Here is a 25,157-nt window from a genome sequence, read left to right on the forward strand (position 1 = left end):
GCCGGGCCAAGCATTCCGGGGAGAGCCATGACGACGTCCGAAAAGCCAGTCACCGAACTCAGCGTCGAGGAAGCGGGGGTCGAACTCGATTCCCTTGCCAAGGAACTTGCCCGGCATGATGTGCTCTATCACGGCAAGGACGCGCCCGAGATTTCCGACGCCGATTACGATGCGTTGAAGCGCCGCAACGAAGCGCTGGAACAGGCGTTCCCCGATCTTGTGCGCGCTGACAGCATCTCGAAACGGGTGGGTGCTGCGCCGGCTGCGGGCTTCAAGCTGGTCACCCATGCCCGGCCGATGCTATCGCTCGACAACGCTTTTTCGGATGCCGACGTCCGCGATTTCGTCAGCTCGGTCTACCGTTTCCTCGGTGTGCTTCCCGACAATTCCATCGCCTTCACCGCCGAACCGAAGATCGACGGCCTGTCCATGTCGCTGCGCTACGAGGGAGGCAAGCTGGTGACGGCCGCCACGCGCGGCGACGGCACTGTCGGTGAGAATGTCACGCCCAATATCCGCACGATCAAGGAAATCCCGCAGGAGCTTCCGGCTGGTGTACCTGAGGTGGTCGAGGTGCGCGGCGAGGTCTACATGGCCAAAAGTGACTTCCAGGCGCTGAATGCCCAGATGGAGGCCGAGGGCAAGCAGACCTATGTGAACCCGCGCAACACGGCGGCGGGTTCGCTCCGTCAGCTCGATCCAAAACAGACGGCGGCGCGTAAGCTGCGCTTCTTCGCTTATGCCTGGGGCGAGATTTCCGAAATGCCGGCCGATACCCAGTCGGGCATGGTGGAAAAGTTTCGCGAATGGGGCTTTCCGGTCAACCCGCTGACGAAGCGGCTGTCGTCGGTCGAGGAGATCATCGCGCATTACAACGAGATCGGGCTGAAGCGTGCCTCGCTTGATTATGATATCGACGGCGTGGTCTACAAGGTCGACCGGCTCGATCTTCAGGGCCGTCTCGGCTTCCGCTCGCGGTCCCCGCGCTGGGCAACCGCGCACAAATTCCCGGCCGAACAGGCGACGACGACGCTGACTGCAATCGACATCCAGGTCGGCCGCACCGGCGCGCTGACGCCCGTCGCGCGCCTCGTGCCGCTCACCGTCGGCGGCGTGGTGGTGACCAATGCCACGCTGCACAACGAGGACTACATCAAGGGCATCGGCAATTCCGGTGAGCCGCTGCGCGAAGGCCGCGACATCCGAATCGGCGACACGGTTATCGTCCAGCGGGCGGGCGACGTCATTCCGCAGATCGTCGATGTCGTGCTCGACCAGCGGCCGGCGGACGCAGTGCCTTACGAGTTCCCCAGGATTTGTCCGGTCTGCGGCAGCCATGCGGTGCGGGAGCGCAACGAAAAGACTGGCAAGCTCGATTCGGTCACGCGCTGCACGGGCGGCTTTGTCTGCCAGGCGCAGGCGATCGAGCATCTCAAGCATTTCGTCAGCCGCGACGCCTTCGATATCGAGGGACTTGGCTCGAAGCAGATCGAGTTCTTCTTTGCCAGTGAAGACCCTGCGCTGATGGCCCGCACCGCGCCGGAGATATTCACGCTCGAGGAGCGGCAGCGTGAGTCCCTCAACAAGCTCGAGAATATCGATGGCTTCGGCAAGACGAGCGTCGGCAAGCTCTTCGCAGCGATCAACGATCGCCGCGAAGTCTCGCTCAACCGCTTCATCTATGCTCTCGGTATCCGCCATATCGGCGAGACCAATGCAAAGCTGCTGGCGCGGGCCTATGGCACGTATGAAGCCTTCGAGACCGGCGTGAAGGACGCCGCCGAACCCGGCAGCGAAGCGTGGAACGAACTGAACGCCATCGAAGGCATCGGCGAGATCGTCGCCCGCGCGCTGGTCGAGTTCTTCAAGGAGCCGCGCAACCTCGGCGTGATCGCCCAATTACTCAGACAGGTAACGCCCCAGGCAGTCGAGGGGCCCTCCACGTCAGGCAGCCCGGTCGCCGGCAAAACCGTCGTCTTCACCGGCTCGCTCGAAAAATTCACCCGCGACGAAGCCAAGGCGCGCGCCGAAAGCCTCGGCGCCAAGGTGGCCGGATCGGTGTCGAAGAAAACGGACTATGTGGTCGCGGGACCGGGGGCGGGGTCGAAGCTCGACAAGGCCACGGAGTTGGGGGTCACGGTGATGACCGAGGACGAGTGGCTGGCGTTGATTGGGGGATAGGATAGGTATGGACACTGCCCCCGAGTTTCAGCGCCTCTATGTCGGGCTGGTCAAGGCCATCGTTCTTCATGCATATCGCGTTGGCTTTGAGCTAATGTTGCCCAAAACACCCTTGCCGGATTTTATAGAAGAGGGAACAATCATCATAGAATTGAAAGAGCTGAGGCAAACGATTTTACCGGCTGTGGGCGATCTCTTTAGCCATTGCTATTCGTCTCCTAGCGAACACATAAGCAATCTTCTTCCGCGGATTGGGTTGACCGAGCGTCCCACTAACGGCAGCGGTCCCTTTAAGGGGCGTCCTTCGCATGTGTCGAAGTTTCTGATTAGTTATGAAGACATAGCCGATTTTGTTGTCAGCAAGCAGGCATGGTCAGAGCTGTCGCTCGAAGATCTAGTCGGCGCGTATTTCGAAATTTATTTATAATCGGAACATGCTAGCGCCTCTGTATTTCAGACCTAGAGGGGATCAGGTCAATATTGCCGAACTGTTTCATGATGCAGGCTTCATGGAGCGAGACGGCTACCTCTATCGGTGGAATGAGGATGTTCTGAAAGCCCACATATATGAAGAGATGTGGTTTGCAGACGGTGTTCCAGAGTTTGATGAGGACGACGATCAATAGCGTTTGCGCTGCCCAATATGATGTCGGCCTCCGGCTTCTATTTCCCGAAGACGAGGGGTAGACATAGGAATCAGTTTCCATTCCCCGGAGTGCCTCATGTTCCAGTCCTTCGAAACCACCGCCGAGCCGCAATTCGGCGGCGAACGTGTCGCGAAACTGCGCGAGAAAATGACTGATCTCGGGATCGACGGCTTCCTCGTGCCGCGCGCCGATGAATATCAGGGCGAATATGTGCCGGCATCGGCCGAACGCATGTCCTGGCTCACCGGCTTCACGGGATCGGCTGGCGTCGTGCTTGTCATGGCCGACCAGGCGGTGGTTTTCGTCGATGGGCGCTACACGACCCAGCTCAAGGAGCAGGTCGATGGTAATGTCTTTATTGGTGGCGATCTGATCGGCGAGCCACCGCCCAAGTGGCTTGCGGCACATGCGCCCGATGGTTTCCGGCTCGGCATCGATCCGTGGCTGCATACCAGCGCGGAGGTTGCGAAGCTGCAGAAGGCGCTGGCCCCGAAGAACGGCAGCGTCGTCTTCCTCGCATCCAATCCGCTCGATGAGATCTGGGCCGATCGGCCGGCTGAACCAATGGGCAAGGTTACAATCCAGTATGATGCCCAGGCGGGTGTCTTAGCGACCGACAAGATCAAGACCATTGCCGAGGGCCTGCCCGCTGCCGGTGCCACGTCCGTGGTGCTCACCGACCCCTCGTCGGTCGCCTGGGCGTTCAATATCCGCGGCGCCGACGTGCCGCATACGCCGCATCCGCTGGCCCGCGCGATCATCCATGCCGATGGGCGCGCCGAGATTTTCCTCGACGAGAAGAAGACCGGCATCGAGCAACGCGCCTATCTCGGGCAGATGGCCGAACAGGTGCCGCCGTCGGACTTTATCGGCCGGCTGAAGATCGCGGCATCGGATGACGGCGCGATCCTGCTCGATCCGGATCTGGCGCCTTACGTGCTCTCCGGGCTGATCGAGGAAGCTGGCGGCAAGGTGATCTCCGGCGACGATCCGGTCAAGATCCCGCGCGCCACCAAGAACCGGACCGAACTGGAAGGTTCCGCCAAGGCGCATCTGCAGGATGGCGCGGCGATGGTCGAATATCTCCATTGGCTCGACAGTCAGGACCCCGCGACAATCGCCGAGGTCGAGGCGGTCAAGGCTCTGGAGGCCGCCCGCATCCGCGTCGGCGAGCGCATGCAGAACCCGCTCAAGGATGTGTCATTCGACACGATCTCGGGCGCAGGCGAGAATGCCGCCATTATCCATTACCGCGTGACAACCGCGACCAACCGCCGTTTCAGGCCGGGCGAGATGTTCCTGGTCGATTCAGGCGGCCAATATATCAACGGCACGACAGACATCACCCGGACGGTGGCGATCGGCGAGGTGCCCGACGAGCAGAAGCGCTTCTTCACCCTGGTGCTCAAGGGCATGATCGCGATTTCGCTCGCGCGCTTTCCCAAGGGGACGCGCGGCGTCGATCTCGATCCGCTCGCCCGTATCGCGCTGTGGAAATCCGGCGCCGATTACGGCCACGGAACCGGGCATGGCGTTGGCTCCTATCTCTCGGTGCATGAGGGGCCGCAGCGCATATCCCGCGCCGCCATGCAGGAATTGCTGCCGGGCATGATCCTCTCCAACGAACCGGGCTACTACCGCCCCGGCAGCTTCGGCATCCGCATCGAGAACCTCGTCTATGTCGAGGAAGCCGAGATGATCGAAGGCGGCGACCGGCCGATGCTCGGTTTCGAGACGCTGACATATTGCCCGATCGACCGGCGACTGATCCTCACCGCCTTGCTCAATGATGAGGAACTCCGCTGGCTCAACGACTACCACGCCGAAACGCGCGACAAATTGCTGCCGCTGATCGACGATGCCGAGGTTAGGACCTGGCTCAAGCGGGCGACAGCGCCGCTGGCATGATCACATCACGAAATGCCGGAATGCCACCAGGAAGGCCCAGGCGCAGCCGAGCATGACGAGCGAGGGCGCGCGGAGGCCGATCAGCAGTGCCACGATCATGGTGATCGTGACGTCGATGCCGCCATAGACGAATGACGGTGCTACGAGTGCCGCCAGCACTGCTGCGGGTACGGCGTTAAGCGCGGCCTCCATGCGTGGCGGTATCGTGTCCATCGATTTGATCAGCACATAGCCCGCCGTGCGCGTAGCATAGGTGGCGAGCGCTGCCGCGAGAATGGTGAGCGTGAAGGTGATATCCATCATGCGGCTTCCGGGCTGGGCAGTCGTTCGGGCGCCGGGCCAAGCGGCAGGCCGGCGGCGACCACGATGCCGGCGAGCGCGCCGATCGAGACATGCCAGGGCGAGCCGACGAAATGCCAGGCTGTGGTCGATGCGACGGCACTTGCGATCACCGTCGGCAGCCACTTGTCCTTGGCGCGGAAGCCGAGCACCAGGCCGAGGAAATAGACGGTGAGCAGCACGTCGAGGCCAAGGGCGCGCGGGTCGCCGACCAGCTTGCCGAAGACCGCGCCCAGAACACAGGTTATCTGCCAGACGGCGTAGAAGGTCAGGCCGAAGGCCAGGTACCAGGTCATGGTCAGCTTCTTGCAGCTCTCCGAGCGCTTGACGCTTTCGGCAAATTGCGGATCGACGAGCAGGAAGAATGCAAGGGCCTTCTGTCCAAAGGAGAAATGATCGATGTGTTTGGTAATAGCCGCCGAATAAAGGATATGGCGGAAATTGACGGCAAAGATCGAGGCCACGACCAGCCACGGCGCGACATTGTGCTTGAACAGTTCGAGCCCGACAAGCTGGCTTGCGCCGGCATAGATCGTCATGTTCATCATCACGATCTCGGCCAGCGACAGGCCCATATTGGCCGAGACAGCGCCAAGCAGAACGCCGAAGGGCAGGGAAGACAATAGTGTCGGTACGGCCGCGCGCATGCCGGCCCAGATTTCTTCGCGGTTCATCGGGAGTTCCTGGATTTTCCGGGAATCTAGCAAAAACCGCTCATCACACAACCGCGTTTTTTTGAATGAGTGATCAATTACGCTGATAGTTCAACTTGGAGATATTAAGGTAAATTTTTGATTAAGAAGCAGGCACCTCCGATCGATGATAAATCATCCGCAGATTGCATAATGCGATGCGCAAAATCTCGTACGGGAGAACCTGATATGAACGATACATTTTCTTTCAGTGGATACCGGGATCAGGTGATCGTCGCCTCGACCGCCGGAGATACCTGGATCGTCAAGAAGCGCGCCGACATCACTGTCGATGTAACGGCGATTGACGCTTCCACCCCGGCGCTCGACCGGACATTCATCATCGACGGACTTGTCAACGGCCTCCATGGGGATGGCGTGCTGATCGGCCGGGCAGGGCAGGAAGCGCTCTCGCTGGACAATGTGATGGTCGTGGGCCGCACCGGCAACATTTTCGGCTTGGAGGCCGGCGTCGCGTTCAACGCGGATCGGTTCACTCTGGTCAATCACGGCAAGATCGCCGGCGAATTCGGCGTAGCGGGCACGGGCGATAACGCGTTCATCGAGAATACTGGGATCATTGCAGGCGCGCATTCCGGCATCTTCGTGACCGGGGAAGACGCGACCGTGATCAATGGGCGCGACGGCTTCATCCAGGGAGAGCACGGCTGGAGTGTCGAGCTCAAGGGCGATGATAGCGGCATGCTCAACAAGGGCGAAGTTTTCCAGGCCGATGGCAACTGGGCCGCGGTCTTCCTCAATTCATCCGCCGGCGACGTCCAGTGGCTGACCAACAAGGGCGTCATCCAGGGCGACATCGCCATATTCGCCAATTTCGGCGACGATGTCGTGACCAACAAGGGCGATATCATCGGCGAGGTCCGGCTTGGCGATGGTACGGATGTGTTCGTCAATGACGGCGGCTGGGTCAAGGGCGCCATCAATGGCGGGCGCGGCGATGACACCTATATCGTCGATAGAAGCAGCCTCGATCTGCATGAGAATGTCGGCGAAGGCACCGACTACGTGCATGCCACCGTCAGCTTTGTGCTGGACACGAATTTCGAACAGCTCATCCTCGATGGCGGCGCATGGATCAACGGGACGGGCAACGACGGCGACAATGCGATCTACGGCAATTCCGGGCGCAACCGCCTTTCAGGCCTCGGCGGCAATGATCTGCTGCTAGGTCTCGGCGGCAACGATTGGCTGACCGGCGGCGCCGGCATCGATACCTTCGGCTTCACCGGTTCCGGTGTCGATCGGATCACGGATTTCACCGACGGCGAGGATCTGATCCAGATCGACATCAATGGCATCGATGATTTCGACGACCTCAAGCCTCTGATGCGCGAAACCGGTGGAAATGTCATCATCGAAACCGGTCATCACGACCGGTTGGTCATCCAAGGCAGCGCGCTTGCCGAGCTCGATGCGAAGGACTTCCTGTTCGTCTGATTTCAGAAACGATGCGGCGGTCGCTCAGAGCTTCTGCCGTTTCATCTGGTAGGTGTGCTCGTCCGCCGGGAAGGTCCGGGCATTGACCTCGGCAGCATAATCCTCGGCCGCCCTGGAAATCTGCGGTGCCAGATTGGCGAAGTGCTTGACGAAGCGCGGCTTGAAATCGGTGAAGATGCCGAGCATGTCGTCGGTCACCAGCACCTGCCCATCGCAGGCGGCGGATGCGCCGATGCCGATGGTGACGGCCCTGATGCCGGCGGAGATTTCACGTGCCAGAGGCTCGATCGTGCCTTCGATGACGATCGAGAAGGCGCCGGCATCGTCGATCGCCTTGGCGTCGCGGCGGATTTTTGCAGCTTCCTCGTCCGAGCGGCCGAGCGAGCGGTAGCCGCCGGTCGCATTGACCTGCTGCGGCATCAGCCCGACATGACCCATGACCGGGATGCCGCGCTGGCTGAGGAAATGCACGGTTTCAGCCATTTCCTCGCCGCCCTCGAGCTTGATCGCGGAGCAGCCGGATTCCTTCATGATGCGCGCGGCACCGCGGAACGCCTGCTCCTTGGATTCCTGATACGAGCCGAAGGGCATGTCGACAACGACGCAGGCTTCCCTGGTGCCGCGCATCACCGCCTGGCCATGAGCGATCATCATTTCCATCGTCACATAGACGCTCGATTCGAAGCCGTAGATGACCACGCCCATGCTGTCGCCGACGAGAAGCAGGTCGCAATGCGGGTCGAGCAGTTTGGCGATCGGCGCGGTATAGGCTGTGAGACAGACGACCGGGCGTTCGCCCTTCAGCGCCTGGATCGAGGCCGCAGTCCGGCGCTTGATATTGGTTTGGGCACTCATGGCATTCTCCGATTCTCGACGTCTGACGCGCTTTCAAGCCGTCTGGCGCATGTGGACAGTCAGTATGCGGTTATCAAGAAGCTTGGTTGTTCCGAAACGCACAAAAAGCAGCAGCAATGCGCCGGTCTCGATCGTCTCGAGCTTTTCCAGCGTTTGCGGATCTCGCAACGCCACGACCTCGGGCTGGGCGAGGGGCTCTGCCGCGATGAAATCAGTAATCTGCGCCTCCAGTTGCGTGGGATCACGCAGGCCGGCGTCGATCAGGCGTTGAGCTTCGTCCAGCGCTTTGGGCACGATAGCCGCGGCTCGGCGTTCGTCGGGCGTCAGGTAAACATTGCGGGAGGAGAGGGCGAGACCGTCGTGATCGCGTACCGTCGGCACGCCGACCACCTCGACCGGCTGGTTGAGGTCTTCCGCCATCTGGCGGATAATCTGGAGCTGCTGGTAGTCTTTCTCGCCGAAATAGGCGCGCTCGGCGCCGACGATGTTGAACAGCTTGGTCACCACGGTGCAGACGCCCGCGAAATGGCCGGGCCGGACCTCCCCCTCGAGTTGCCGCCCGAGCGAGGGAACATCGACAACGGTTTCGATCTTGTGCGGATACATGTCCTCGACCGAGGGGGCGAAGATGAAATCTACGCCGCCTTGTTCCAGCATCGCGCTGTCGCGGGCGAGATCGCGAGGATACTTGGCGAGATCCTCGTTGGCACCGAATTGCAGTGGATTGACGAAGATGGAGGTGACGACGATATCGTTCTCGGCGCGTGCGCGGGCCACCAGCGTCATATGGCCCTCATGCAGATAGCCCATCGTCGGCACGAGCCCGACTTTCCGGCCGGCGCGCTTCGCCGGAGCGAGCGCTGCGCGCAGGCCCGAAACCGTTGAAATGATTTGCATTCGTCCTCCTCGCTCCTCCCGGACAGCAATCGACACGACTCTTACATATTGCAATGCAAAATAACAATATCCGGGCGCCCCGAGGCAGGCCGCCTTGAATGATCTCTGCCCAATTATTATCTCAAATGGCGAGAAATTGACCAACTGGTAAAATCATGCATCTGGCGCATAGCTCCCATGCTGACATTCCACTGGTTAAGTCAGGTCGGTTGACCTATTTAGAATACCAACGGCGAACGAGAGATCGGATCGCCAGAGAATGAAAGTTTCATGTTTCGCATAGGTCGCGATCGGCACTCCTCCTCCCAGCCGTCGGGATTTGAAACATGATATCGTCCTTGAAGAGCACTCCTCCTCCCAGCTCTTCGAGGACCGGTCAGCCTTGCTGATCAAAGGCGGCGCCATCCTCCTCCCGGCGCCGCCTTTTTTATTTGCGATTTTTCCATCCGTTGTTATTTCTAAGTCGATGGAGATCCGATCATGGGCGAGATAAAGCTAAGCGAGCATTTCGAAGCGATCATCAAGCAGCAGATGGATTCCGGCCGTTATGAGAGCGCTGCCGATGTGATCGAGGCGGGATTGACGCTGCTTGCCGGGTTCGAAGAGATCGGAACCGACGAATTCGGGGCCTTGAAGACCAACATCAACGAGTCTTTTGACGACGGTTCGGACGATATTCCCATCGAGGCCGCACTTCGCGGCGTGCACGAACTCTATGCGCGCGACACCGGCAAGAAGCCCGGATGATTTACAAGGTTGTCTTCCGCAAGAAGGCGATCGCCGATCTCGAAGGTCTCTACGAATATATTCGTGACCGCGAGAAGAGCCCGTTGCTGGCGCTGAACTACGTCACACGCATCAAGGTCTATTGCGAGGGCTTTTCGCAATTTCCGGAGCGGGGTACGCAACGCGATGATATTCGGCACGGGCTTCGAGTAGTCGGCTTCGAACGCAGGGTTTTGATTGTCTTTGAGGTTAGCGGTGACATCGTGCGCATCGGCCACATATTCTACGGCGGTCGTGACTATGAACGGCTTCTCAGATCTCTTTACAGGTCGAAGCAGGGTTGACTACCGCACCAGTTCGATCGTCACCCAGCCATTCATCCAGGTCGTGCGGCGGTGCTTGAGGCCGGCGCCGTTGTAGGCCGATATGACCTTCCAGCGCTGCCCGGCGAGAATGCCGGAGAGGATCACCGTGCCGTCATCCGAGAGGTGGCGCACCAGATCGGGCGCGAGTTTCATCAGCGGGCGCGCCAGGATGTTGGCGATAATGAGATCGAAAGGACCATGCTCGCGGAAGATCGCGTGATGAAAGCCCGGCGCGGTGGCGAGATGGATGCCATCGTTCACGCCGTTGAGGCGGGCATTCTGAGTGGCGACCCGCGTGGCGACCGGATCGATATCGGTGGCGACGACAGGGATTCTCGACATCAGCCGGGTGGCGATCGCCAGCACGCCGGAACCTGTCCCAAGGTCAAGCGCGTTGCTGACTCTGCGTGACTTCAGCACATCGCCGATCATGTTGAGGCAGCCGGCTGTCGTACCGTGATGGCCGGTGCCGAAGGCCTGGCCGGCCTCGATCAATATGCCGATATCGTTGGCGCGGACTTTGTCGCGGTCATGGCTGCCATGGACGAGGAACCGGCCGGCGCGGACGGGCTTCAGCCCTTCCAGCGATTTGGCGATCCAGTCGATATCGGGCAGGACCTCCCGCTCGACCTTGAGCGCGGGGAAGCTTTTCTCGACCAGGCCGCCGAAGCGGCCGGCGATTTCCGGTTCCTGTTCCGCCGGGCCGTAGATCGAGGCCTCCCAGATACCCTTGGATTCGTCCATCTCCTGCGTGGCGATCGCGTAGTCCTCTTCGCCGAAGAGGTCCGACAACGCGTGCATCACTTGTTCGGCCATGGCTTCGGTGGTCGAGACAAAGAGGCGGATTTCACTCACGAGGATCTCGCTATCAGGTTCTTGAGCTTCTGGACGGCGACATCGGGGCTCTCCTTGTAATCGATCGTGCCGATGAAGCGGCCCTCTCCGTCAAGCAGAAACACGGACGCGGAATGGTTCATCGTGTATTCCGGTCCATCCGGATTCTTGGCATCGGTGGGCACTTTCTGGAACGAGACCTTGAAGCCGCGGGCCATGGCCTCGACCTTCGCGGGATCGCCGGAAATTCCAGTGATCCGGTCGGTCGCGTTGGAAAGGTATTTGTTGAGCACTTCAGGCGTGTCGCGCCGGGGATCGATCGAGATGAAGTAAGCCTGCATCTTCGATTTGTCGGGATCCACTTCCTTCATCCAGCCGGTGAGTTCATAGACCGTGGTCGGGCAAATCTCGGGGCAGTTGGTGAAACCGAAGAACAGCGCCGTCGGCTTGCCGTTCCGGAAGGCCTTTTCCGTGATCGGCTGGCCGTCCTGGCTGGTCAGCGTGAAGGGCACGCCCCACGGCTTTTCGGCGATCAGCGTCGATTGATTGCCGACGGTATTCCAGAGCCAGAAAAACAAAGCCGCCATGATGACGGCCAGTATCGATATGACGATGCGGAAAGTTCTCATTTCAAGGGTCTCGGTTCACCGGTCGGACCGACCTCTTACATGCGGCCCGCATATCAGGCAAATGCCGGCGAGATCAAAATGGCCTGTGCTGGGCCGGCTGCGACAATCCGCCGAAAGAAGCGCGCGTCAGAAGCACCAGGCGAGACCGTTTTCGGCATAGGTGAAGAGGATTGACGTCCCGAACATGCTCCAGCCCGCGAGAGCTGCGGCCAGCACCACCAGAAAGGCAAGTGCAGCAAGAAGGGGAAGCCTGGATTGCGATAACGTTTGCATAGTGCTGATAATACTCCATCCCCGCGAGGTTTTCAAAGCGCTTTGGTTTTGGCCTCGTTGCCCGGGAACTCGGACCGGACAATTTGCGGATTACACGACCTGTGTTCCAAGAGTTTGCACTTAAGTTTAGCGAATCCTTAACGCGTATTTGACAATCTTCAGGATCAGGACACCTGCGGGCGATCGCGGCACCAACGACAGCATCTGGGAAGAATTCCAATGAGCATGAATATCAAGCAGTCTGCATCGCAGCTCGAAATCGTCTCCTTCCACCTCGGTGACCAGGAGTTCTGTATCGACATCATGGCGATCCGCGAAATCCGCGGCTGGGCGCCGGTGACTCCGATGCCGCACACGCCGCCCTACGTGCTGGGTCTGATCAACCTGCGCGGCGCGGTGATCCCGGTCATCGACATGGCCTGCCGTCTCGGCATGAAGATGACCGAACCGTCGGAGCGTTCGGCGATCATCGTCACCGATATCGGCGGCAAGCTGGTCGGCCTGCTAGTCGAGCAGGTGTCCGACATGATGACGATCAAGAACGAGGACCTGCAGCCGGCACCGGAAATCATTCCGGAAACCCAGCGCGCCTTCTGCCGCGGTATCGTGGCGCTCGAGCGTTCGATGGTCTGTTTCCTCAACCTCGACACTGTCATCGCCGACGAGCTCAAGCAGGCCGCTTAAGCCAAGTAAATCCTCTTCCCGGAGCGCCTGGCTGCGACAATCTCGCGGCCGGGTTTTGCGCGTCTATTCGGCGGCCGGCTTGCCTTCGGTCCAGGTGACCTGCTGATTGTAGAGCGGCACGGTGGAAATCGCCATCTTGGCCGAGCCATCCACCACTTCTCTGGAATGGATGAGGTAGATCAGCGTATCGTTCTTCTTGTCGTAAATGCGCTGGACCAGAAGGCTCTTCCAGATCAGCGACAGGCCGGCCTTGAACACTTCCTCGCCGCTCTGGTCGAGATCGATGTCGCCGATGGTGATCGGCCCGGTCTGGCGGCAGGCGATGGAGGAATTCGATGGATCCTCGAACCAGTTGCCCTTCCGCAGCCGGTCGATGACGCCGCGGTCGAAATAGGTGACATGGCAGGTCACGCCCTGCACCTTCGGGTCGGGCACGGCGTCGATGACGATATCGTTGCCGGTCCAGTCGACGCCGACCTCGCCGACCCGGTCGGCGGCAAGACCGGACACGGCTCCAAGCGACAAGACGATGCCCGCAAGCGCGGAAAGAGCGACCTTCTTCATGAAACGGTCTCCTATTTCGATGTGAGGAAATTGGAGAGTTCGGCCCCTAGTTTCAATCGGTCGCGTCAAGAAATCCGGTTTTCGCCAACGTCGAGGTGGCTGAAGCTTTCGGCGCCCGCCTTGGTAAGGTCGTCCGTCACCTTGTCGCTCCAGCGATAGCCGGCGACGGCCGCTTCCGAGATATCAGAGAACAGGTTCTGGCGGATCACGGCGTGTCCCGCGCCTTCGACAACCGTCGCGGCAATGCCGACCGGCGCCTTGCGGATGACGTTGCCTGTCACGCTGACGTCGCGGAGATAGGGACCCCAGCCGATCAGCATGCCCCAGCGCGGTGCGTCCTCGATCAGGTTCGCCGAGACGACCGCATCCGATTCCGCCTCGATGCCGATGCCGAAGAAGGCGCCGTCCTGTTCATAGGGCGCGGCGAGCTTGAGGTTACGGATGATGTTGCCGTTGATGACCGCCAGCCTGCCGCCTTCGTTGAAGTTGACCGAAAGAATGCCGTTCGCCGCGCCATCGATGAGATTGCTGGATATCATTGCGCCATCGAAGCCGAATTCCGAATAGATCGCCGTCTCGCCCGACCTCAGGCACTGGTTGGATGTGATCTGCACGTTCGAACCCGCATTCGAGCGGATCGCGGTGAAGGCGCAGTCGGTCACATAGTTGTTGGCGATCTGCACGCCATCGGCGCGGTAAACGTTGATGCCATTGCCGCATTCGCCGGTGCCGCCGGCATTGGCGCGGATGCGCGAGACGCGATTGCCGGTGACAATTGTGCCGTCAAAACCCTTCGCCCAGCGATGGACAAGGATGCCGCCATTGCCGCAATCACTGACCTCGTTGTCCCGAATCGAAAAATCATTGCACTCGACGGCGAAGACAGCGCTTTCAGCGGCGCCGGAAATCGCGTTGTCATTGATGTGGCCCTTGCAGCGCTCTGCCCATATGGCGAACTTCTGGGCGCCGAGGATCTCGCAGTTTTCGATCGAAAGCTTGCCGGTCTGCTGGAATGTCATCAGGCCCGGCTGGTCATCCGCCAGCCAGCGATTGGCGCCGTCGATCACCAGATTGGAGAGCGTGACCCGCTTGGCACCAATTGAACGGATGAATGAACCGTCGCCGGAATAGATCAGCCGGGTCGCGCCGGGAACGCCCATTATCTGAATATTTTCAGGCAGTTCGATGTTGCTGACCTGATAGCGGCCGGGCGGCAGGAAGACGGGAAGGTTGCGGCTCGCGGCCTCCTTGAGCATCCGGTTGAACGCCTTGGCGCCCCGGTCGAGATCGCCCGGCCGGACGCCGAATTGCGACGCGTCAAGCCCGCCACGGAAATCAGCGTTGGAAAGCAACGCCTTCGGTGCCGCGTAGCCGAGCGAAGGAGCGGCCAAGAGGCCTGCGAGCAGGGAGCGTCTGGTGAGTGCGGTGCTTGTCATGAAACGCGCGTTGCAAGCGCCGTGCCACGAATTTTGTATCAGATTGGCACAGATTGTCGTTTGCCATTCGTTAACGTCCGCAAGCCCCGCGCCAGACCTTTATGCCATGACGAAGACTAGGAAAACGGGACTTCCGCCATGAAGACGCGCACTGCCCTCAGCCTGATATCCTTGCTCGCAGCGCCCATGCTGCTCTCGGGATGCGTGATCAACAGCGTCAACGACCTCGATATCTACGACTCGAGCACCGTCAATCCAGACCGCTTCGTGCAACAGACACGACCGGTCTGGGACCGTCCGCCGCCGAGCAAAAAACGCCGTATCGTATGGTACGAAGGCGATGTCGAGGAGACATCCACGACGGCGTTGACCGGGGATGTGCAAGCCGAATTTCCGCTGGCCGAGGTGCCCACCGACACCCGGATGAAGCCCGATCCGTTCACCACCAATACCGTGCCGCGGCCGGCAAATGTCTATGGCAAGCTCGACGATGCCGGGCACTGGCTACCGGCCATCCCGGTCAGCGACGTGCCGGGGCAATATCTCAGGCGTGAAGTGTCCTATAACGGCATCGAAGTTCCCGGCACTGTCGTGGTCGATACGAAGTCGCGTCATCTCTATCTCGTGCTGGAAGGCCACCGCGCCATCCGCTACGGCGTCGGTATCGGCCGGATGGGTTATGCCTGGAAGGGCAGGGGCACGATCAAGTTCAAGAAGACCTGGCCGCGCTGGACACCATCCGAGAACTACGTCGCCGATCGCCCCGACATGAAGATGTTCTCGGCCTCCTATGGCGGGCTGGTCGGCGGCACCAACAATCCGCTGGGCGCCCGCGCTCTCTATATCTTCCAGGACGGCCAGGACACGCTCTATCGCGTCCATGGCACGCCGGACTGGAAGTCGGTCGGCAAGCAGGTGTCATCCGGCTGCATCCGGATGTTCAATCAGGATGTGATCGATCTCTATAACAGGGTCGAAAACGGCGCCGAGATCATCGTGCGTTGATCACGCGGCCGACAGCTTCCGCTTCAGATCCTTGATGCTGTTGGTCAGGACCGCGGCTTCCTCGAACGAACAGCCGATCGCCTTGCCGATCTCCTGCAGAATGCCTTCGGCGACCTTTCGCCTGGATTGCCCAAGCGGCGTCAGCACCACGACCACCTGCCGTTCGTCTTCCATGCTGCGTTCCCGCTTGATGTAACCGGTCTTTTCCAGCCGCTTGAGCAGCGGCGAGAGCGTGCCGGTATCCAGCCCGAGTGCCGCGCAGATGTCGGTCACCCGCGCCTCCCGCTTCTCCCACAGGAAGAGCAGCACGAGATATTGCGGATAGGTCACGTCCATCTCCGCGAGCAGCGGCTTGTAGACCTTGGTGAAGGCATGCGAGGCCGAATAGATCGCGAAGCAAAGCTGGTTGTCGAGCGCAAGGGCGTTCGTGGTCATCGTCTTGTCCCTGAAATCCTGAAGCGCATTATAGCTCGGAGAAAAAATTTGTAAAATAATATTGTGTCAAATATAATTGTGTGAAATACAAATGCTGTCAACACGAAAGGAGACCCTCCCATGCCTATCCTCTATCGCACCAACGCAACCTCCACCGGCGGCCGCGTCGGCTCGTCCAAATCGAATGACGGAAATCTCAGTGTCACGCTGACCTCGCCGAAGGAACTCGGCGGTGATGGCGCCCCCGGCACCAATCCCGAACAGCTTTTCGCAGCCGGCTATTCGGCCTGCTTCCTCGGCGCACTGAAATTCGTCGCCGGCCAGGCCAAGGTGAAGCTTTCCCCTGAGACCACGGTCACCGCCAATGTCGGTCTCGGGCCGCGCGAAGACGGTGGCGGCTTCGGCATCGAAGTCTCGCTGACCGCTGATATCCCCGGTGTAGAGCGTGCCGTGGCTGAAGACCTGGTCGCCAAGGCCCACATCGTCTGCCCCTACAGCCACGCCATGCGCACCTCGACCGAGGTGCAGGTGACGCTCGCCCAGACAACGGCAGAAGCGGCCTAACCCATTTGGGGGAAGCGGAATTCGATTGCCGACTCTATGATCTGATTCGTTGAATGCGAGCGGGGACCTCCGGCGGCCGTCCAAGACGTGCCGCCGGATTAGTTTCCAGCCCGCGACAGGCGAGACGGCCATCGCAAGATTCCGGTTGCAACACCCAAGCTTTGCGCGCAGATTTGCCCAGTCAGAGGGGGAGCGACTATGAGCAGCAGAGAAGAAATCGAAGGCCTGGTATCGAGACTTTTTGCAGCCCGCGACACGCAGAGTGTCGATCAGACCTTGGCTTGTACAGATCAGTCGTGCACGTTTCGTGTTGTTGGAACGGACAGGCTCGGCGATTTGACGAAGGTCAATGATACGCCGGAAAAGGTGAAGGCAGCGGCAAAGATACTCATCGATGCTTGGGACCTCAGCGGTTTGCGCAATGTCAGCATTCACGTCGATGGCGATACGGCCTTTGTGCACAGGGTAGGCACCGTCACCTACAAAGAGACCGGTGAGACGATGCCGGCCGAAATGATGGATAAAATTACCTTCAAAAATGGCCTGATTGTCGAATATCTGCAATTCGCGGATACCTACCAGATCGCCGGCACCATGGGTATCATACCGGTGTGAAACCCTACGCCGGCGGCCGTTTGCAACGCGCCGCCGGATCGTTTCAGCCTAGCCTTCCGCTGCCTGCGCCGCGAAGAAGGCCTCCGCGTCGTCGACCTCGACCAGCTTCTTCCGCTCGATCTGCCAGAAGCGGTTGCCGACGGTGCGGATGAAGCTGCGGTCGTGCGAGACGAGCACGCAGCTCGCCTCGTTCTCCAGCAACTCGTCCTCCAACGCCTCTTGGCCCTCGATGTCGAGATGGTTGGTCGGCTCGTCGAGCAGGTAGAAATTCGGGTTGGTCAGCCTCAGCACCAGCATGCCGAGCCGCGCCTTCTGACCGCCTGAGAGGCTGCGGATCGCCTTGCTTTGCATGTCGAGATTGATGCCGGCCCCGGCAAGCAGCGTGCGTGCCCGCTGGTCGCCAAGCTCGAAACGGTGGCCCAGCACCGCAAAGGGTGTCGCCCCGTCATCGAGATCCGCCAGCGCCTGGTCGCCGTAGCCGAGCACGACCGACGGCGTCACCTTGATCGCCTGCGCGGCCCGGTCCGGCGCTTCGATCGCTGCCTTCAGCATGGCGACGAGCCGCGTCTTGCCGGCACCGTTCGGCGCAAGAAGCACGATGCGGTCGCCCTGGCAGATCGCCTGCTTGCCGGTGCGGAAAAGCATGGTACCGTCCGGCGTGGTGACTTCAGTATCTTCGAACGACACCAGCACCTTGGCATGGGTGCCGCGATTGGCGAGCCGGATCGCGCCGGCCGACCGCTCCTTGTGGGCAGGTTTTGCCTGCGCCTCCAGCTTCTCGGCGCGTTCCTTGAGCTGCTTGGTTTTAACCACCAGCAGATCACTGCCGGAATTGATGCCGATATTGTTGAGCTTGGCGGCCTGCTGGCGCAATTGCTGGGCCGTTTTCATTTCCTTCTCGAAGCGCTTCTCGTCGGCGGCATCGGCCTCGTCGAGCGCGGCGCGCGCGCGGCTGTAGGGCAGGGCGAAGACCGGCGACCTGTCCGCGCGGAGGAACAGCGTTCGGTTGGTGACCGCGTCAAGAAAGGCGCGGTCGTGGCTCGCGATCATCACGGGCATGTCGCGCGGCAGCGAGGCGAGCCAATTCTCGACCTGGGCGATCTTGGCGAGGTCGAGATGGTTGGTGGGCTCGTCAAGCAGCAGCACATCCGGCTCGGTGACGACGACCCGCGCCAGCAATGCCAGGCGTTGCCAGCCGCCGCTCAGTTGAGACAACGGCCTTTGGCGCAGTTCCTCGGCCACGCCGAGCTGATCGAGCACGATATCGACGCGCCAGCTTTCATGCTCGGCCTGGTCATGCGGCAGAGCGAGCTGGACGGCCCGGTAGAACGGCTCGCTGACCAGTTTCTCAGGCATGTTCTGCTCGACGAAACCGAGCGTCAGGCCACGAGCGCGGGTGATGTCGCCGGATGTCGACTCGGTCAGGCCGGCGATGGCGCGCAGCAATGTGGACTTGCCACGGCCATTGGCTGCGACGACGCCGATCCGGTCGCCGGCATTGATTGTGAGATTGAGGCTGGAAAAGAGCGGCATGCCAAGCGTGATGCCGAGATTGCGGATGTTGATCAGTGTCATGTGAGGTCTCTGGACTGTCGAGCCTGCCGCCGCGTATCTGGCACACAAGGCAAAGCTCGGAGAAAAGATCACGGCTCACATCGAGCCGCAGCCACAAGGGGCAGACCAGAGATGTCTGATCAGCCCTGCAAACGCATTTGCAGGGCCTGGACGGGGCCACGCTGGCGATGGTGCCTTGAGAATGTCAACATGCGCAGCGCTCCTTTCCTGCGTGGTTTCTATCATTGCGCGCGCCTTGGCGCAACGCCCGCCGTTCAGCGTCGGCGGCCGGTCAGGCTGCCGAGAATGCCGCGCACGATCGCGGCCCCCACGGCCGTCGCCACGGAGCGGGCGGCCGATTTCATCGCCGCTTCCACCACTGTCTCGCGCTGGTAGCCCGAGCGTTTCTGCTGCTTGACCTCGGGCTGCGGCGCATCCTCGGTGCCGAAGCCCGGCAGTGTCCAGCCGCCGATCGTGCCGGTGGTCTTCTGCTCCTCCGGTGCCGGCGCCTGGCTTTGCTGGGCGGCCTGTTCTGCCTTCCTGGTCAGAATCTCGAAGGCGGATTCGCGGTCGAAATCCTCGTCGTAGAGGCCCTTGACCGGGCTCACCGACATCACCTGCTGGCGCTCGGCATCGGTGATCGGCCCGAGCCGCGAGGAGGGCGGGCGGACGAGCGTGCGCTGGACGATCGACGGTGCGCCCTTGGCCTCGATGGTCGAGACCAGTGCCTCGCCGGTGCCAAGATTGGTGATGACGTCAGCGCAATCGAAATCCGGATTGGGCCGGAACGTATCGGCGGCGGTCTTCACCGCCTTCTGTTCGTTCGGCGTATAGGCGCGCAGTGCATGCTGCACGCGGTTGCCGAGCTGGGCAAGCACGGTGGGCGGCACGTCCATCGGGTTCTGGGTGACGAAATAGACGCCGACGCCCTTGGAACGGATGAGCCTCACGACCTGCTCAACGCGCTCGACCAGCACGCGCGGCGCATCGTTGAACAGGAGATGCGCTTCGTCGAAGAAGAAGACCAGCTTCGGCTTTTCCGGATCACCCACCTCGGGAAGCTCCTCGAAGAGTTCCGACAGCAGCCACAGCAGGAAGGTCGCATAGAGCCTGGGATTCATCATCAGTTTGTCGGCGGCAAGCACCGAGATCGCGCCGCGGCCGTCATTGGTGGTGCGCATGATGTCGGTGATTTTCAGCGCCGGCTCGGAGAAGAACTTCGTCGCGCCCTGCTGCTCGAGGATCAGCAATTCGCGCTGGATCGAGCCGACCGAGGCCTTGGAGATGAAGCCGAACTTGTTGGAGAATTCGGTGGCATTTTCGCCCATATAGTTGAGCAGCGCCTGGAAATCCTTGAGGTCGAGCAGCGGCAGCCCACCTTCGTCGGCGATCTTGAAGGCGATGTTGATCACGCCCTCCTGCGCGTCCGAGGCATTGATCAGCCGCGACAGCAGCAGGGGACCCATTTCGGTCAGCGTGGTACGGACCCGATGGCCCTTCTCGCCGAACAGGTCCCAGAAGATCACCGGGAATTCCTGGAACTCATAATCGCTGAACCCGATCTCCTTGGCGCGTTTGTCGAGAAAGTCCTTGAATTCGCCCATGGCGCCGATGCCGGAGAGGTCCCCCTTCACGTCGGCGGCGAAGACGGGCACGCCGGCATTTGAGAAGCTTTCGGCCAGGATCTGCAGCGTCACCGTCTTGCCGGTGCCGGTGGCGCCGGTGATCAGGCCATGGCGGTTGCCGTATTTCAGCTCCAGATATTCCGGCTTGTTGATCGAGTCGTCCGGCTTGCGGCTGGTGCCGATATAGATCTTGCCCTGTTCCAGCATGCTCATGTCTCCCGTACCTCAGCCTCGTCGGCTCAGGCCTCATTGAATGCGACCCTTGACTTATAGGGCGAGGATATCCGCCCGACAACCGTGGTTACCTCCGCGTGTGCCGCAATTTTTTCCGGGGCTTGGAAGCTTCGGGTTGCCAACGTCACGCGCATTCTCTACCCAAAAGAGAACAACGGATGGAGACCCATATGAGTGAAATCGTCAATCAGATCGCTGACGCCACCGGCATCGACCCGGAACTCGCCGAAAAGGCGCTCGGCATGATGCTCGGCTTTCTCGAAAAGGAAGGCGATGACGCGGCCGTCCAGAAGATGATCGCCGCGATCCCGGGTGCCGCCGAACTGATCTCCGAACATGCCGGCGATGGCGGCGGCGGTTTCCTCGGGGCCCTCGCCGGCGGCGGCATCATGGGCCTCGGCCAGCAACTGATGGGCGCCGGCCTCGGCATGGGCGAAATCACCGCGCTCGCAAGGCAGACGATCGCGGTCGCCAAGCAATATGCGGGCGAGGAGACCGTCGATCAGGTTGTGGCGAGCATTCCGGGGCTCGGGCAGTTTATTTGAGCGAGCGCTTCGCCGCCCTCCATCTCGAGATGCTGAGCCAGTTCATCATTCGCAAGAGCGCCAGCTGTCGCTGAATGTTCAGTTGTGCGGCCGGGCGGTCGAGCCCCGAACCACCAATTCGACCGGCATTACGATTTGCTTTGGGGGATCGTTGGCGAATATCAGCGCTGCGGCAAGTCGCGCTTTTCCGACGATGTCATGTGCCACGGTCGTGAGAGGGGGGATGGTGCGTGCCGATTCCTGAGTGCCGTCGAAGCCCACAACCGACACGTGCTCGGGGATGTTTATCCCGCGCCGGATCGCTTCGTCCAGCACGGTAATGGCCTGCCAGTCCGACATCGTCATGATCGCCGTCGCTTCCGGAACCCGATCGAAAACTATGGCCCCCGCGGAAGGATCACCAGGGGTGGTCTCGATGATCGGGACATTGTCGACCGACTGCCCGATTTCCTGAAGACCGTGGGCAAAGCCTTCAAGTCTTTCATGGTCGAGCTGGAAGCCCGCAGTGATCCCGCGCGCGCCCTTACCGGGCAGGTGGACGATCGGTGGCCCCGGGGTGCGACGGATGGAGAGGATCGCAAATTGCCGATGCCCAAGCGCAGCAAGATGCCGGACCGCCATCAGGGCGCCGTGTCTGCCGTCGATCCGGATCGAATTGATGTCCGGCCCGGCGTCGCTTTCGAGAATTACAAAAGGCAGGCGTCGACGCTGGGCTGATCTGATCAGGTCGATGTCTATGCTGTGGCCCAAGATGAAGCCATCGACCAGCGCTTCCCTGATGGTGGAGGCGCGAGTTTCGTCGGTTCCGTTGACCAAGCTCAATGTGGCTCCGGCTTCGTCGCATGCAAGCGACGCGCCAAGCACCAATTCTCGCCCGTATGGGCTCCTGATGACCTCTGCAATCGCGAAGGCACCCGGCGGCATGAAGCCGATGGCGTTGAATTTGCCATCACGCAATACCCTTCCTCGCGGGTCGGGTCCATCATATCCAAGCTGCCGCGCGGCAGCTTGGACGCGCTCCCGCAAATCGGACCGCACGAGGTCGGGATGATTGAAAACGTTGGAGACCGTGCCGCGGGAGACACCGGCGACTCGTCCAACGTCGGCGAGGGTTGGCATCTTGGGACGATTCATTCTTCCAGTTAAGCCATTTTTTGGAGCGCTCCAAGTTTTTTCTTGACTCTTTATCGGGAAAAGTGAATTTTACACTTGGAGCGCTCCAAGTTGGTAATAATTGCAGTTTCTGGGCTGTTGTGTGTTAGAGCGCAGGGCAATTTCATAGATCACCAAGGAGGATAGAATGACCACGATCATTGAAACCTCGACTTCGCTCGTCGGGAAGAGCTTCGACTGCGCATTCGGCAATTTTGTACCCCGGCTCACGGTTCTCTCGCCGACGGAACTGCGCGTACAGGCAACAATCGGTGTCACCGATGTCGATGAAATCGTTAGGGGTGACGTCAAGGACGTTCGTCCGGGCGTCGTCATAATGAGTTGGACCGAGCAAAGCGGCAATTTCATCGTCCAGGTTCAGGACCACCAAAACGGTCTCGTTCATAACTATGCGCGGCTGGCCGATGGACAATTGTTCTGCGCACAGGGTGTGATTGAACCGGTGGCATTGATTTAGACGTCATTACTTTGAAGTAACGCGACCGGGGCATCGACTTGCGCGGTCGGCGGCAACCCAATGGAGGAGGCAGATCATCATGGCAGCCAACATTATGGATCACAATGACCCTGCACAGTGGGATCCCAATCTTGACGCGGTGCTTGCGGCTCCCGCCAACCACAAGATCGTCTTCGAGAACGAGCGGCTACGCGTTCTCGAAGTGATCCTCGAACCAGACGAAGAAGAGCCGACGCACCACCATCGCTGGCCGTCCGTGTTCGTGTTCGACCAGGTCGAGGGACCCATTCACGATATGGCACCCGACGGGTCAATTGCGCCGCCCAATCGAGATGTCATTCAAGCGATCCAAGCCTGGGATGGCAAGGGCTGCCTAGTCGTCCACATGGCGCCGCAGCCGGCAGGTCGCGTCCTGAACGCCTCCGGCAAGACCCTGCACGGTATCCGCGTCGAGATGAAATCGTAGTGCGGGAAACATCTGCCGTGTGGGGTCGCTGACAACGCCTCCCAATGTGCCGGGGAGGAGACGGTCGATCAGGTCGTGGCGAGCATTCCGGGCTCGGGCAGTTAATTTGACATCCCACGCCGAAGCGCCGTCCGGGGCAGTCAGGCCCACGCTACGTCCCAAACATCACGAATCATACTTCCGGCATGCCGGCCAGCCGCATGCCGTCGATCAGCACCTGGGTCCGGTGAGGGTCCTTGGAGTGCTGGCCGCGGCGTATCCCTGCGAGGCTTACGTCAGGCGATAGCTTCTGCAGCGCTTCCAGCGCGCGCCTGGCATCATCGAGCCGACCGAGATGTGCGTTGCCTGCGATCAGCATCCAGTGGGTCGCAGGGAAGCGCGAATTGTGTGCAAGTGAGCGCCGGGCGAAATCCAGCGCCTCCTCGAAGTTACCGCGCGCCATGTGAATATGCGCGATACCCGTCAGCCCTATGAAAGCGTCACCAGGACTCAGCCGAACGGCGCGCTCGAAAAGTGCCTGCGCCTCATCAAGACTGCCACCCTTCAGATGCGCTATGCCCGCACGCCACACGATTGTTGCGTCGTGGGGATTGGTCTCCAGGGCGCGCAGCAGCATCAATAGCCCCTGATCGTAATCGCGACCAGTCGAATGTCTGACCATTCCGCATTCGGCGAGCACTATCGGATCGTCGGGCGCGCTGGCCAGGGCCCGCCTCGCCAGTTCCAGGCTCCTCTCCGCATCGTCGGCGCTCAACGTGGGCAATCCCATGGCGACCGGATGCTGATAGCTCGCCGCAGCCAATGCAAGCGCCGTGGCATAGTCCGGTTCCAGTTCAATTGCGCGTTCGAGCAGTGCAATGCCGACCTCGTTTTCGTCGCCGGACTCCGTGTTCAATTTTTGCAGGGCTTGAAGGTAGAGATCGTAGGCGTCGACACTTTCGGGCCGCGTACTCCTGGAATAATCGAGTTCGGCGCGCTGAATCCGAGGCTGAACGATTGCCACGACGCTTTCGGTAATACGGTCCTGTATGTCAAATATACCAACGATGTCGGCGTCGAACTTCGTTGCCCAAAGGTGCGTTCCGGTCGTGCCTTCGACGAGTTCCACGGTGACACGAAGCCGGCTGCCGGAAAAACGTACACTTCCTTCGAGCACATAGCGGACGCCCAGTTCGCGGGCGACCTGGCGTATATCCGTGGCACGGCCCTTGTAAACGAAGGAGGAATTCCGCGCGGTCACGGCAAAGGAGCGAAAACGGCTCAATGCGGTAATCAGGTCCTGGACAATGCCATCGGCGAAATAGTTCTGCTCGGGGTCGCCACTCATGTTCTGAAACGGCAGCACGGCGAGCGAGGGTAGCATGTCGCGTAAAACCGTTCTCGGTGCATTGTCCGGAGTGGCAGACAAAGGTTTGACCAGTGCGGTCGAGGGCCATTTCCAGACACGGATCGGACGATCGATGTTCTTGACCGTGACGTCGCCGCCATCCTCGAAGACGACGTCGATCCGGTTCTCGACATTCTCGTTGACGATGCCGGAAATGCAGATTCCGCCCGGCGCAGCCAGCGCTTCCAGACGTGCGGCGACATTGACGCCAACACCATAGATGTCATCGCCGTCAATGATGACGTCGCCGAGATTAACACCGACGCGAAGCACGATCTTTCCAACAGAGGTAGCGTCCGATGGCACTGCTGTTTGCACCGCAATCGCGCAATTGACAGCATCTACCACGCTGCCGAATTCGACCAGCGTGCCATCGCCGATCAGCTTGATCACCCGGCCATTGTGTTGCGCCACCGCCGGATTGAAAACCAATTCCCGGTGACGTTTCAATGCCGTCAACGTGCCGACCTCGTCGCTGGCCATCATGCGCGAATAGCCGACGACATCCGCGGCCAGAATTGCGGCAAGCCTGCGACTGGTCTGAATCCTGGACAAAGGCTCGGGTCCAACGATTGAGTTAATCGGACGGTGGCGAAAACACGACGCCCC

At 60.5% G+C, this 25,157-nt stretch carries 27 protein-coding genes and 1 pseudogene; 13 read left to right on the top strand and 15 right to left on the bottom strand.

Translation table 11 applies throughout. The features are described 5' to 3' along the window. Window positions 1–27: 27 nt before the first annotated feature. The 3 genes from ligA to ACSQ26_RS05770 all read left to right on the top strand — a co-directional run bounded on the left by ligA (window position 28) and on the right by ACSQ26_RS05770 (window position 4,736). Window positions 28–2,181, top strand: coding sequence for an NAD-dependent DNA ligase LigA (gene ligA, locus ACSQ26_RS05760; RefSeq protein WP_436007146.1), 2,154 nt, complete (start codon window positions 28–30; stop codon window positions 2,179–2,181). Between the two features lie 7 nt (window positions 2,182–2,188). Beyond that, window positions 2,189–2,608 (top strand): hypothetical protein, encoded by a 420-nt coding sequence (locus ACSQ26_RS05765; RefSeq protein ID WP_436007148.1) that lies wholly within the window; start codon window positions 2,189–2,191, stop codon window positions 2,606–2,608. 295 nt (window positions 2,609–2,903) lie between these two features. Further along, complete coding sequence (locus ACSQ26_RS05770; RefSeq protein ID WP_436007150.1) at window positions 2,904–4,736, top strand: aminopeptidase P family protein; 1,833 nt, start codon at window positions 2,904–2,906, stop codon at window positions 4,734–4,736. Here ACSQ26_RS05770 and ACSQ26_RS05775 read toward each other — a convergent pair whose 3' ends face one another. Together ACSQ26_RS05775 and ACSQ26_RS05780 are read right to left on the bottom strand one after the other, a co-directional pair. Next, window positions 4,737–5,039, bottom strand: coding sequence for an AzlD domain-containing protein (locus ACSQ26_RS05775; protein ID WP_436007152.1), 303 nt, complete (start codon window positions 5,037–5,039; stop codon window positions 4,737–4,739). Further along, window positions 5,036–5,749, bottom strand: coding sequence for an AzlC family ABC transporter permease (locus ACSQ26_RS05780; protein ID WP_436007154.1), 714 nt, complete (start codon window positions 5,747–5,749; stop codon window positions 5,036–5,038). The genes ACSQ26_RS05775 and ACSQ26_RS05780 overlap by 4 nt, the downstream gene beginning before the upstream one ends. A gap of 207 nt (window positions 5,750–5,956) precedes the next feature. Here ACSQ26_RS05780 and ACSQ26_RS05785 point away from each other — a divergent pair, with 207 nt between their 5' ends. Further along, window positions 5,957–7,225 carry a hypothetical protein gene (locus tag ACSQ26_RS05785; RefSeq protein ID WP_436007156.1) on the top strand — a complete coding sequence of 423 codons (1,269 nt, stop codon included), beginning with the start codon at window positions 5,957–5,959 and terminating at the stop codon, window positions 7,223–7,225. Between the two features lie 24 nt (window positions 7,226–7,249). Here ACSQ26_RS05785 and panB read toward each other — a convergent pair whose 3' ends face one another. Together panB and panC are read right to left on the bottom strand one after the other, a co-directional pair. Then, complete coding sequence (gene panB, locus ACSQ26_RS05790) at window positions 7,250–8,080, bottom strand: 3-methyl-2-oxobutanoate hydroxymethyltransferase (RefSeq protein WP_436007158.1); 831 nt, start codon at window positions 8,078–8,080, stop codon at window positions 7,250–7,252. 33 nt (window positions 8,081–8,113) lie between these two features. Continuing rightward, window positions 8,114–8,977, bottom strand: coding sequence for a pantoate--beta-alanine ligase (gene panC / locus ACSQ26_RS05795; protein WP_436007160.1), 864 nt, complete (start codon window positions 8,975–8,977; stop codon window positions 8,114–8,116). Between the two features lie 480 nt (window positions 8,978–9,457). Here panC and ACSQ26_RS05800 point away from each other — a divergent pair, with 480 nt between their 5' ends. Further along, complete coding sequence (locus ACSQ26_RS05800; RefSeq protein WP_436007162.1) at window positions 9,458–9,724, top strand: type II toxin-antitoxin system ParD family antitoxin; 267 nt, start codon at window positions 9,458–9,460, stop codon at window positions 9,722–9,724. After that, the gene (locus tag ACSQ26_RS05805) at window positions 9,721–10,047 is read left to right on the top strand and encodes a type II toxin-antitoxin system RelE/ParE family toxin (RefSeq protein ID WP_436007164.1); all 327 of its coding nucleotides are present in this window, start codon (window positions 9,721–9,723) and stop codon (window positions 10,045–10,047) included. The genes ACSQ26_RS05800 and ACSQ26_RS05805 overlap by 4 nt, the downstream gene beginning before the upstream one ends. Here the strand turns inward: ACSQ26_RS05805 and ACSQ26_RS05810 are convergent, their stop codons facing one another. The 3 genes from ACSQ26_RS05810 to ACSQ26_RS05820 all read right to left on the bottom strand — a co-directional run bounded on the left by ACSQ26_RS05810 (window position 10,048) and on the right by ACSQ26_RS05820 (window position 11,804). Then, window positions 10,048–10,923, bottom strand: coding sequence for a 50S ribosomal protein L11 methyltransferase (locus ACSQ26_RS05810; protein ID WP_436007166.1), 876 nt, complete (start codon window positions 10,921–10,923; stop codon window positions 10,048–10,050). After that, window positions 10,920–11,489, bottom strand: a complete 570-nt coding sequence (locus ACSQ26_RS05815; protein ID WP_436015117.1) for an SCO family protein — start codon at window positions 11,487–11,489, stop codon at window positions 10,920–10,922. The genes ACSQ26_RS05810 and ACSQ26_RS05815 overlap by 4 nt, the downstream gene beginning before the upstream one ends. Before the next feature lie 168 nt (window positions 11,490–11,657). Further along, a complete protein-coding gene (locus ACSQ26_RS05820; protein WP_436007168.1) occupies window positions 11,658–11,804 on the bottom strand; it encodes a hypothetical protein in 147 nt (48 codons plus the stop codon). Between the two features lie 219 nt (window positions 11,805–12,023). On the opposite strand from ACSQ26_RS05820, the gene ACSQ26_RS05825 reads away from it, so the two are divergent. Continuing rightward, the gene (locus tag ACSQ26_RS05825; protein WP_258157470.1) at window positions 12,024–12,488 is read left to right on the top strand and encodes a chemotaxis protein CheW; all 465 of its coding nucleotides are present in this window, start codon (window positions 12,024–12,026) and stop codon (window positions 12,486–12,488) included. A gap of 63 nt (window positions 12,489–12,551) precedes the next feature. On the opposite strand, the gene ACSQ26_RS05830 is transcribed toward ACSQ26_RS05825, so the two are convergent. Both ACSQ26_RS05830 and ACSQ26_RS05835 read right to left on the bottom strand, forming a co-directional pair. Then, on the bottom strand, window positions 12,552–13,052 hold the full coding sequence (locus tag ACSQ26_RS05830) for a CreA family protein (protein WP_436007170.1): 501 nt from the start codon (window positions 13,050–13,052) through the stop codon (window positions 12,552–12,554). 65 nt (window positions 13,053–13,117) lie between these two features. Further along, window positions 13,118–14,488, bottom strand: coding sequence for a TIGR03808 family TAT-translocated repetitive protein (locus tag ACSQ26_RS05835; RefSeq protein WP_436007172.1), 1,371 nt, complete (start codon window positions 14,486–14,488; stop codon window positions 13,118–13,120). 138 nt (window positions 14,489–14,626) lie between these two features. Between ACSQ26_RS05835 and ACSQ26_RS05840 the strand changes: the two genes are divergently transcribed. Further along, on the top strand, window positions 14,627–15,493 hold the full coding sequence (locus ACSQ26_RS05840; protein ID WP_436007174.1) for a L,D-transpeptidase: 867 nt from the start codon (window positions 14,627–14,629) through the stop codon (window positions 15,491–15,493). Here the strand turns inward: ACSQ26_RS05840 and ACSQ26_RS05845 are convergent, their stop codons facing one another. Continuing rightward, the gene (locus tag ACSQ26_RS05845) at window positions 15,494–15,928 is read right to left on the bottom strand and encodes a MarR family winged helix-turn-helix transcriptional regulator (RefSeq protein WP_436007176.1); all 435 of its coding nucleotides are present in this window, start codon (window positions 15,926–15,928) and stop codon (window positions 15,494–15,496) included. Window positions 15,929–16,048: 120 nt separating this feature from the next. Between ACSQ26_RS05845 and ACSQ26_RS05850 the strand changes: the two genes are divergently transcribed. Both ACSQ26_RS05850 and ACSQ26_RS05855 read left to right on the top strand, forming a co-directional pair. Continuing rightward, window positions 16,049–16,492 (top strand): organic hydroperoxide resistance protein, encoded by a 444-nt coding sequence (locus ACSQ26_RS05850; RefSeq protein ID WP_436007178.1) that lies wholly within the window; start codon window positions 16,049–16,051, stop codon window positions 16,490–16,492. A gap of 198 nt (window positions 16,493–16,690) precedes the next feature. Next, a complete protein-coding gene (locus ACSQ26_RS05855) occupies window positions 16,691–17,107 on the top strand; it encodes a nuclear transport factor 2 family protein (RefSeq protein ID WP_436007180.1) in 417 nt (138 codons plus the stop codon). A gap of 48 nt (window positions 17,108–17,155) precedes the next feature. On the opposite strand, the gene ACSQ26_RS05860 is transcribed toward ACSQ26_RS05855, so the two are convergent. Both ACSQ26_RS05860 and ACSQ26_RS05865 read right to left on the bottom strand, forming a co-directional pair. Beyond that, entirely contained in the window at window positions 17,156–18,682 is a 1,527-nt protein-coding gene (locus ACSQ26_RS05860; protein ID WP_436007182.1) for an ABC-F family ATP-binding cassette domain-containing protein, read from the bottom strand. Between the two features lie 254 nt (window positions 18,683–18,936). After that, complete coding sequence (locus ACSQ26_RS05865) at window positions 18,937–20,493, bottom strand: helicase HerA-like C-terminal domain-containing protein (protein ID WP_436015119.1); 1,557 nt, start codon at window positions 20,491–20,493, stop codon at window positions 18,937–18,939. 197 nt (window positions 20,494–20,690) lie between these two features. Between ACSQ26_RS05865 and ACSQ26_RS05870 the strand changes: the two genes are divergently transcribed. Further along, window positions 20,691–21,065: a hypothetical protein gene (locus tag ACSQ26_RS05870; protein ID WP_436007184.1), complete on the top strand. Its 375-nt coding sequence runs from the start codon at window positions 20,691–20,693 to the stop codon at window positions 21,063–21,065. 78 nt (window positions 21,066–21,143) lie between these two features. On the opposite strand, the gene ACSQ26_RS05875 is transcribed toward ACSQ26_RS05870, so the two are convergent. Together ACSQ26_RS05875 and ACSQ26_RS05880 are read right to left on the bottom strand one after the other, a co-directional pair. After that, window positions 21,144–22,022: a substrate-binding domain-containing protein gene (locus tag ACSQ26_RS05875; protein ID WP_436015121.1), complete on the bottom strand. Its 879-nt coding sequence runs from the start codon at window positions 22,020–22,022 to the stop codon at window positions 21,144–21,146. A gap of 39 nt (window positions 22,023–22,061) precedes the next feature. Continuing rightward, window positions 22,062–22,199: pseudogene (locus ACSQ26_RS05880) on the bottom strand (LacI family DNA-binding transcriptional regulator); the annotation flags it as partial. A gap of 166 nt (window positions 22,200–22,365) precedes the next feature. On the opposite strand from ACSQ26_RS05880, the gene ACSQ26_RS05885 reads away from it, so the two are divergent. Further along, window positions 22,366–22,695 carry a MoaF-related domain-containing protein gene (locus tag ACSQ26_RS05885; protein ID WP_436007186.1) on the top strand — a complete coding sequence of 110 codons (330 nt, stop codon included), beginning with the start codon at window positions 22,366–22,368 and terminating at the stop codon, window positions 22,693–22,695. 79 nt (window positions 22,696–22,774) lie between these two features. Beyond that, entirely contained in the window at window positions 22,775–23,161 is a 387-nt protein-coding gene (locus tag ACSQ26_RS05890; RefSeq protein ID WP_436007187.1) for a hypothetical protein, read from the top strand. A gap of 172 nt (window positions 23,162–23,333) precedes the next feature. Here the strand turns inward: ACSQ26_RS05890 and ACSQ26_RS05895 are convergent, their stop codons facing one another. Further along, window positions 23,334–25,103, bottom strand: coding sequence for an adenylate/guanylate cyclase domain-containing protein (locus ACSQ26_RS05895; protein ID WP_436015123.1), 1,770 nt, complete (start codon window positions 25,101–25,103; stop codon window positions 23,334–23,336). Window positions 25,104–25,157 lie beyond the last annotated feature (54 nt).

Source organism: Rhizobium sp. LjRoot254, from assembly GCF_964254105.1.
In the GTDB taxonomy this organism is placed as follows: domain Bacteria; phylum Pseudomonadota; class Alphaproteobacteria; order Rhizobiales; family Rhizobiaceae; genus Rhizobium_E.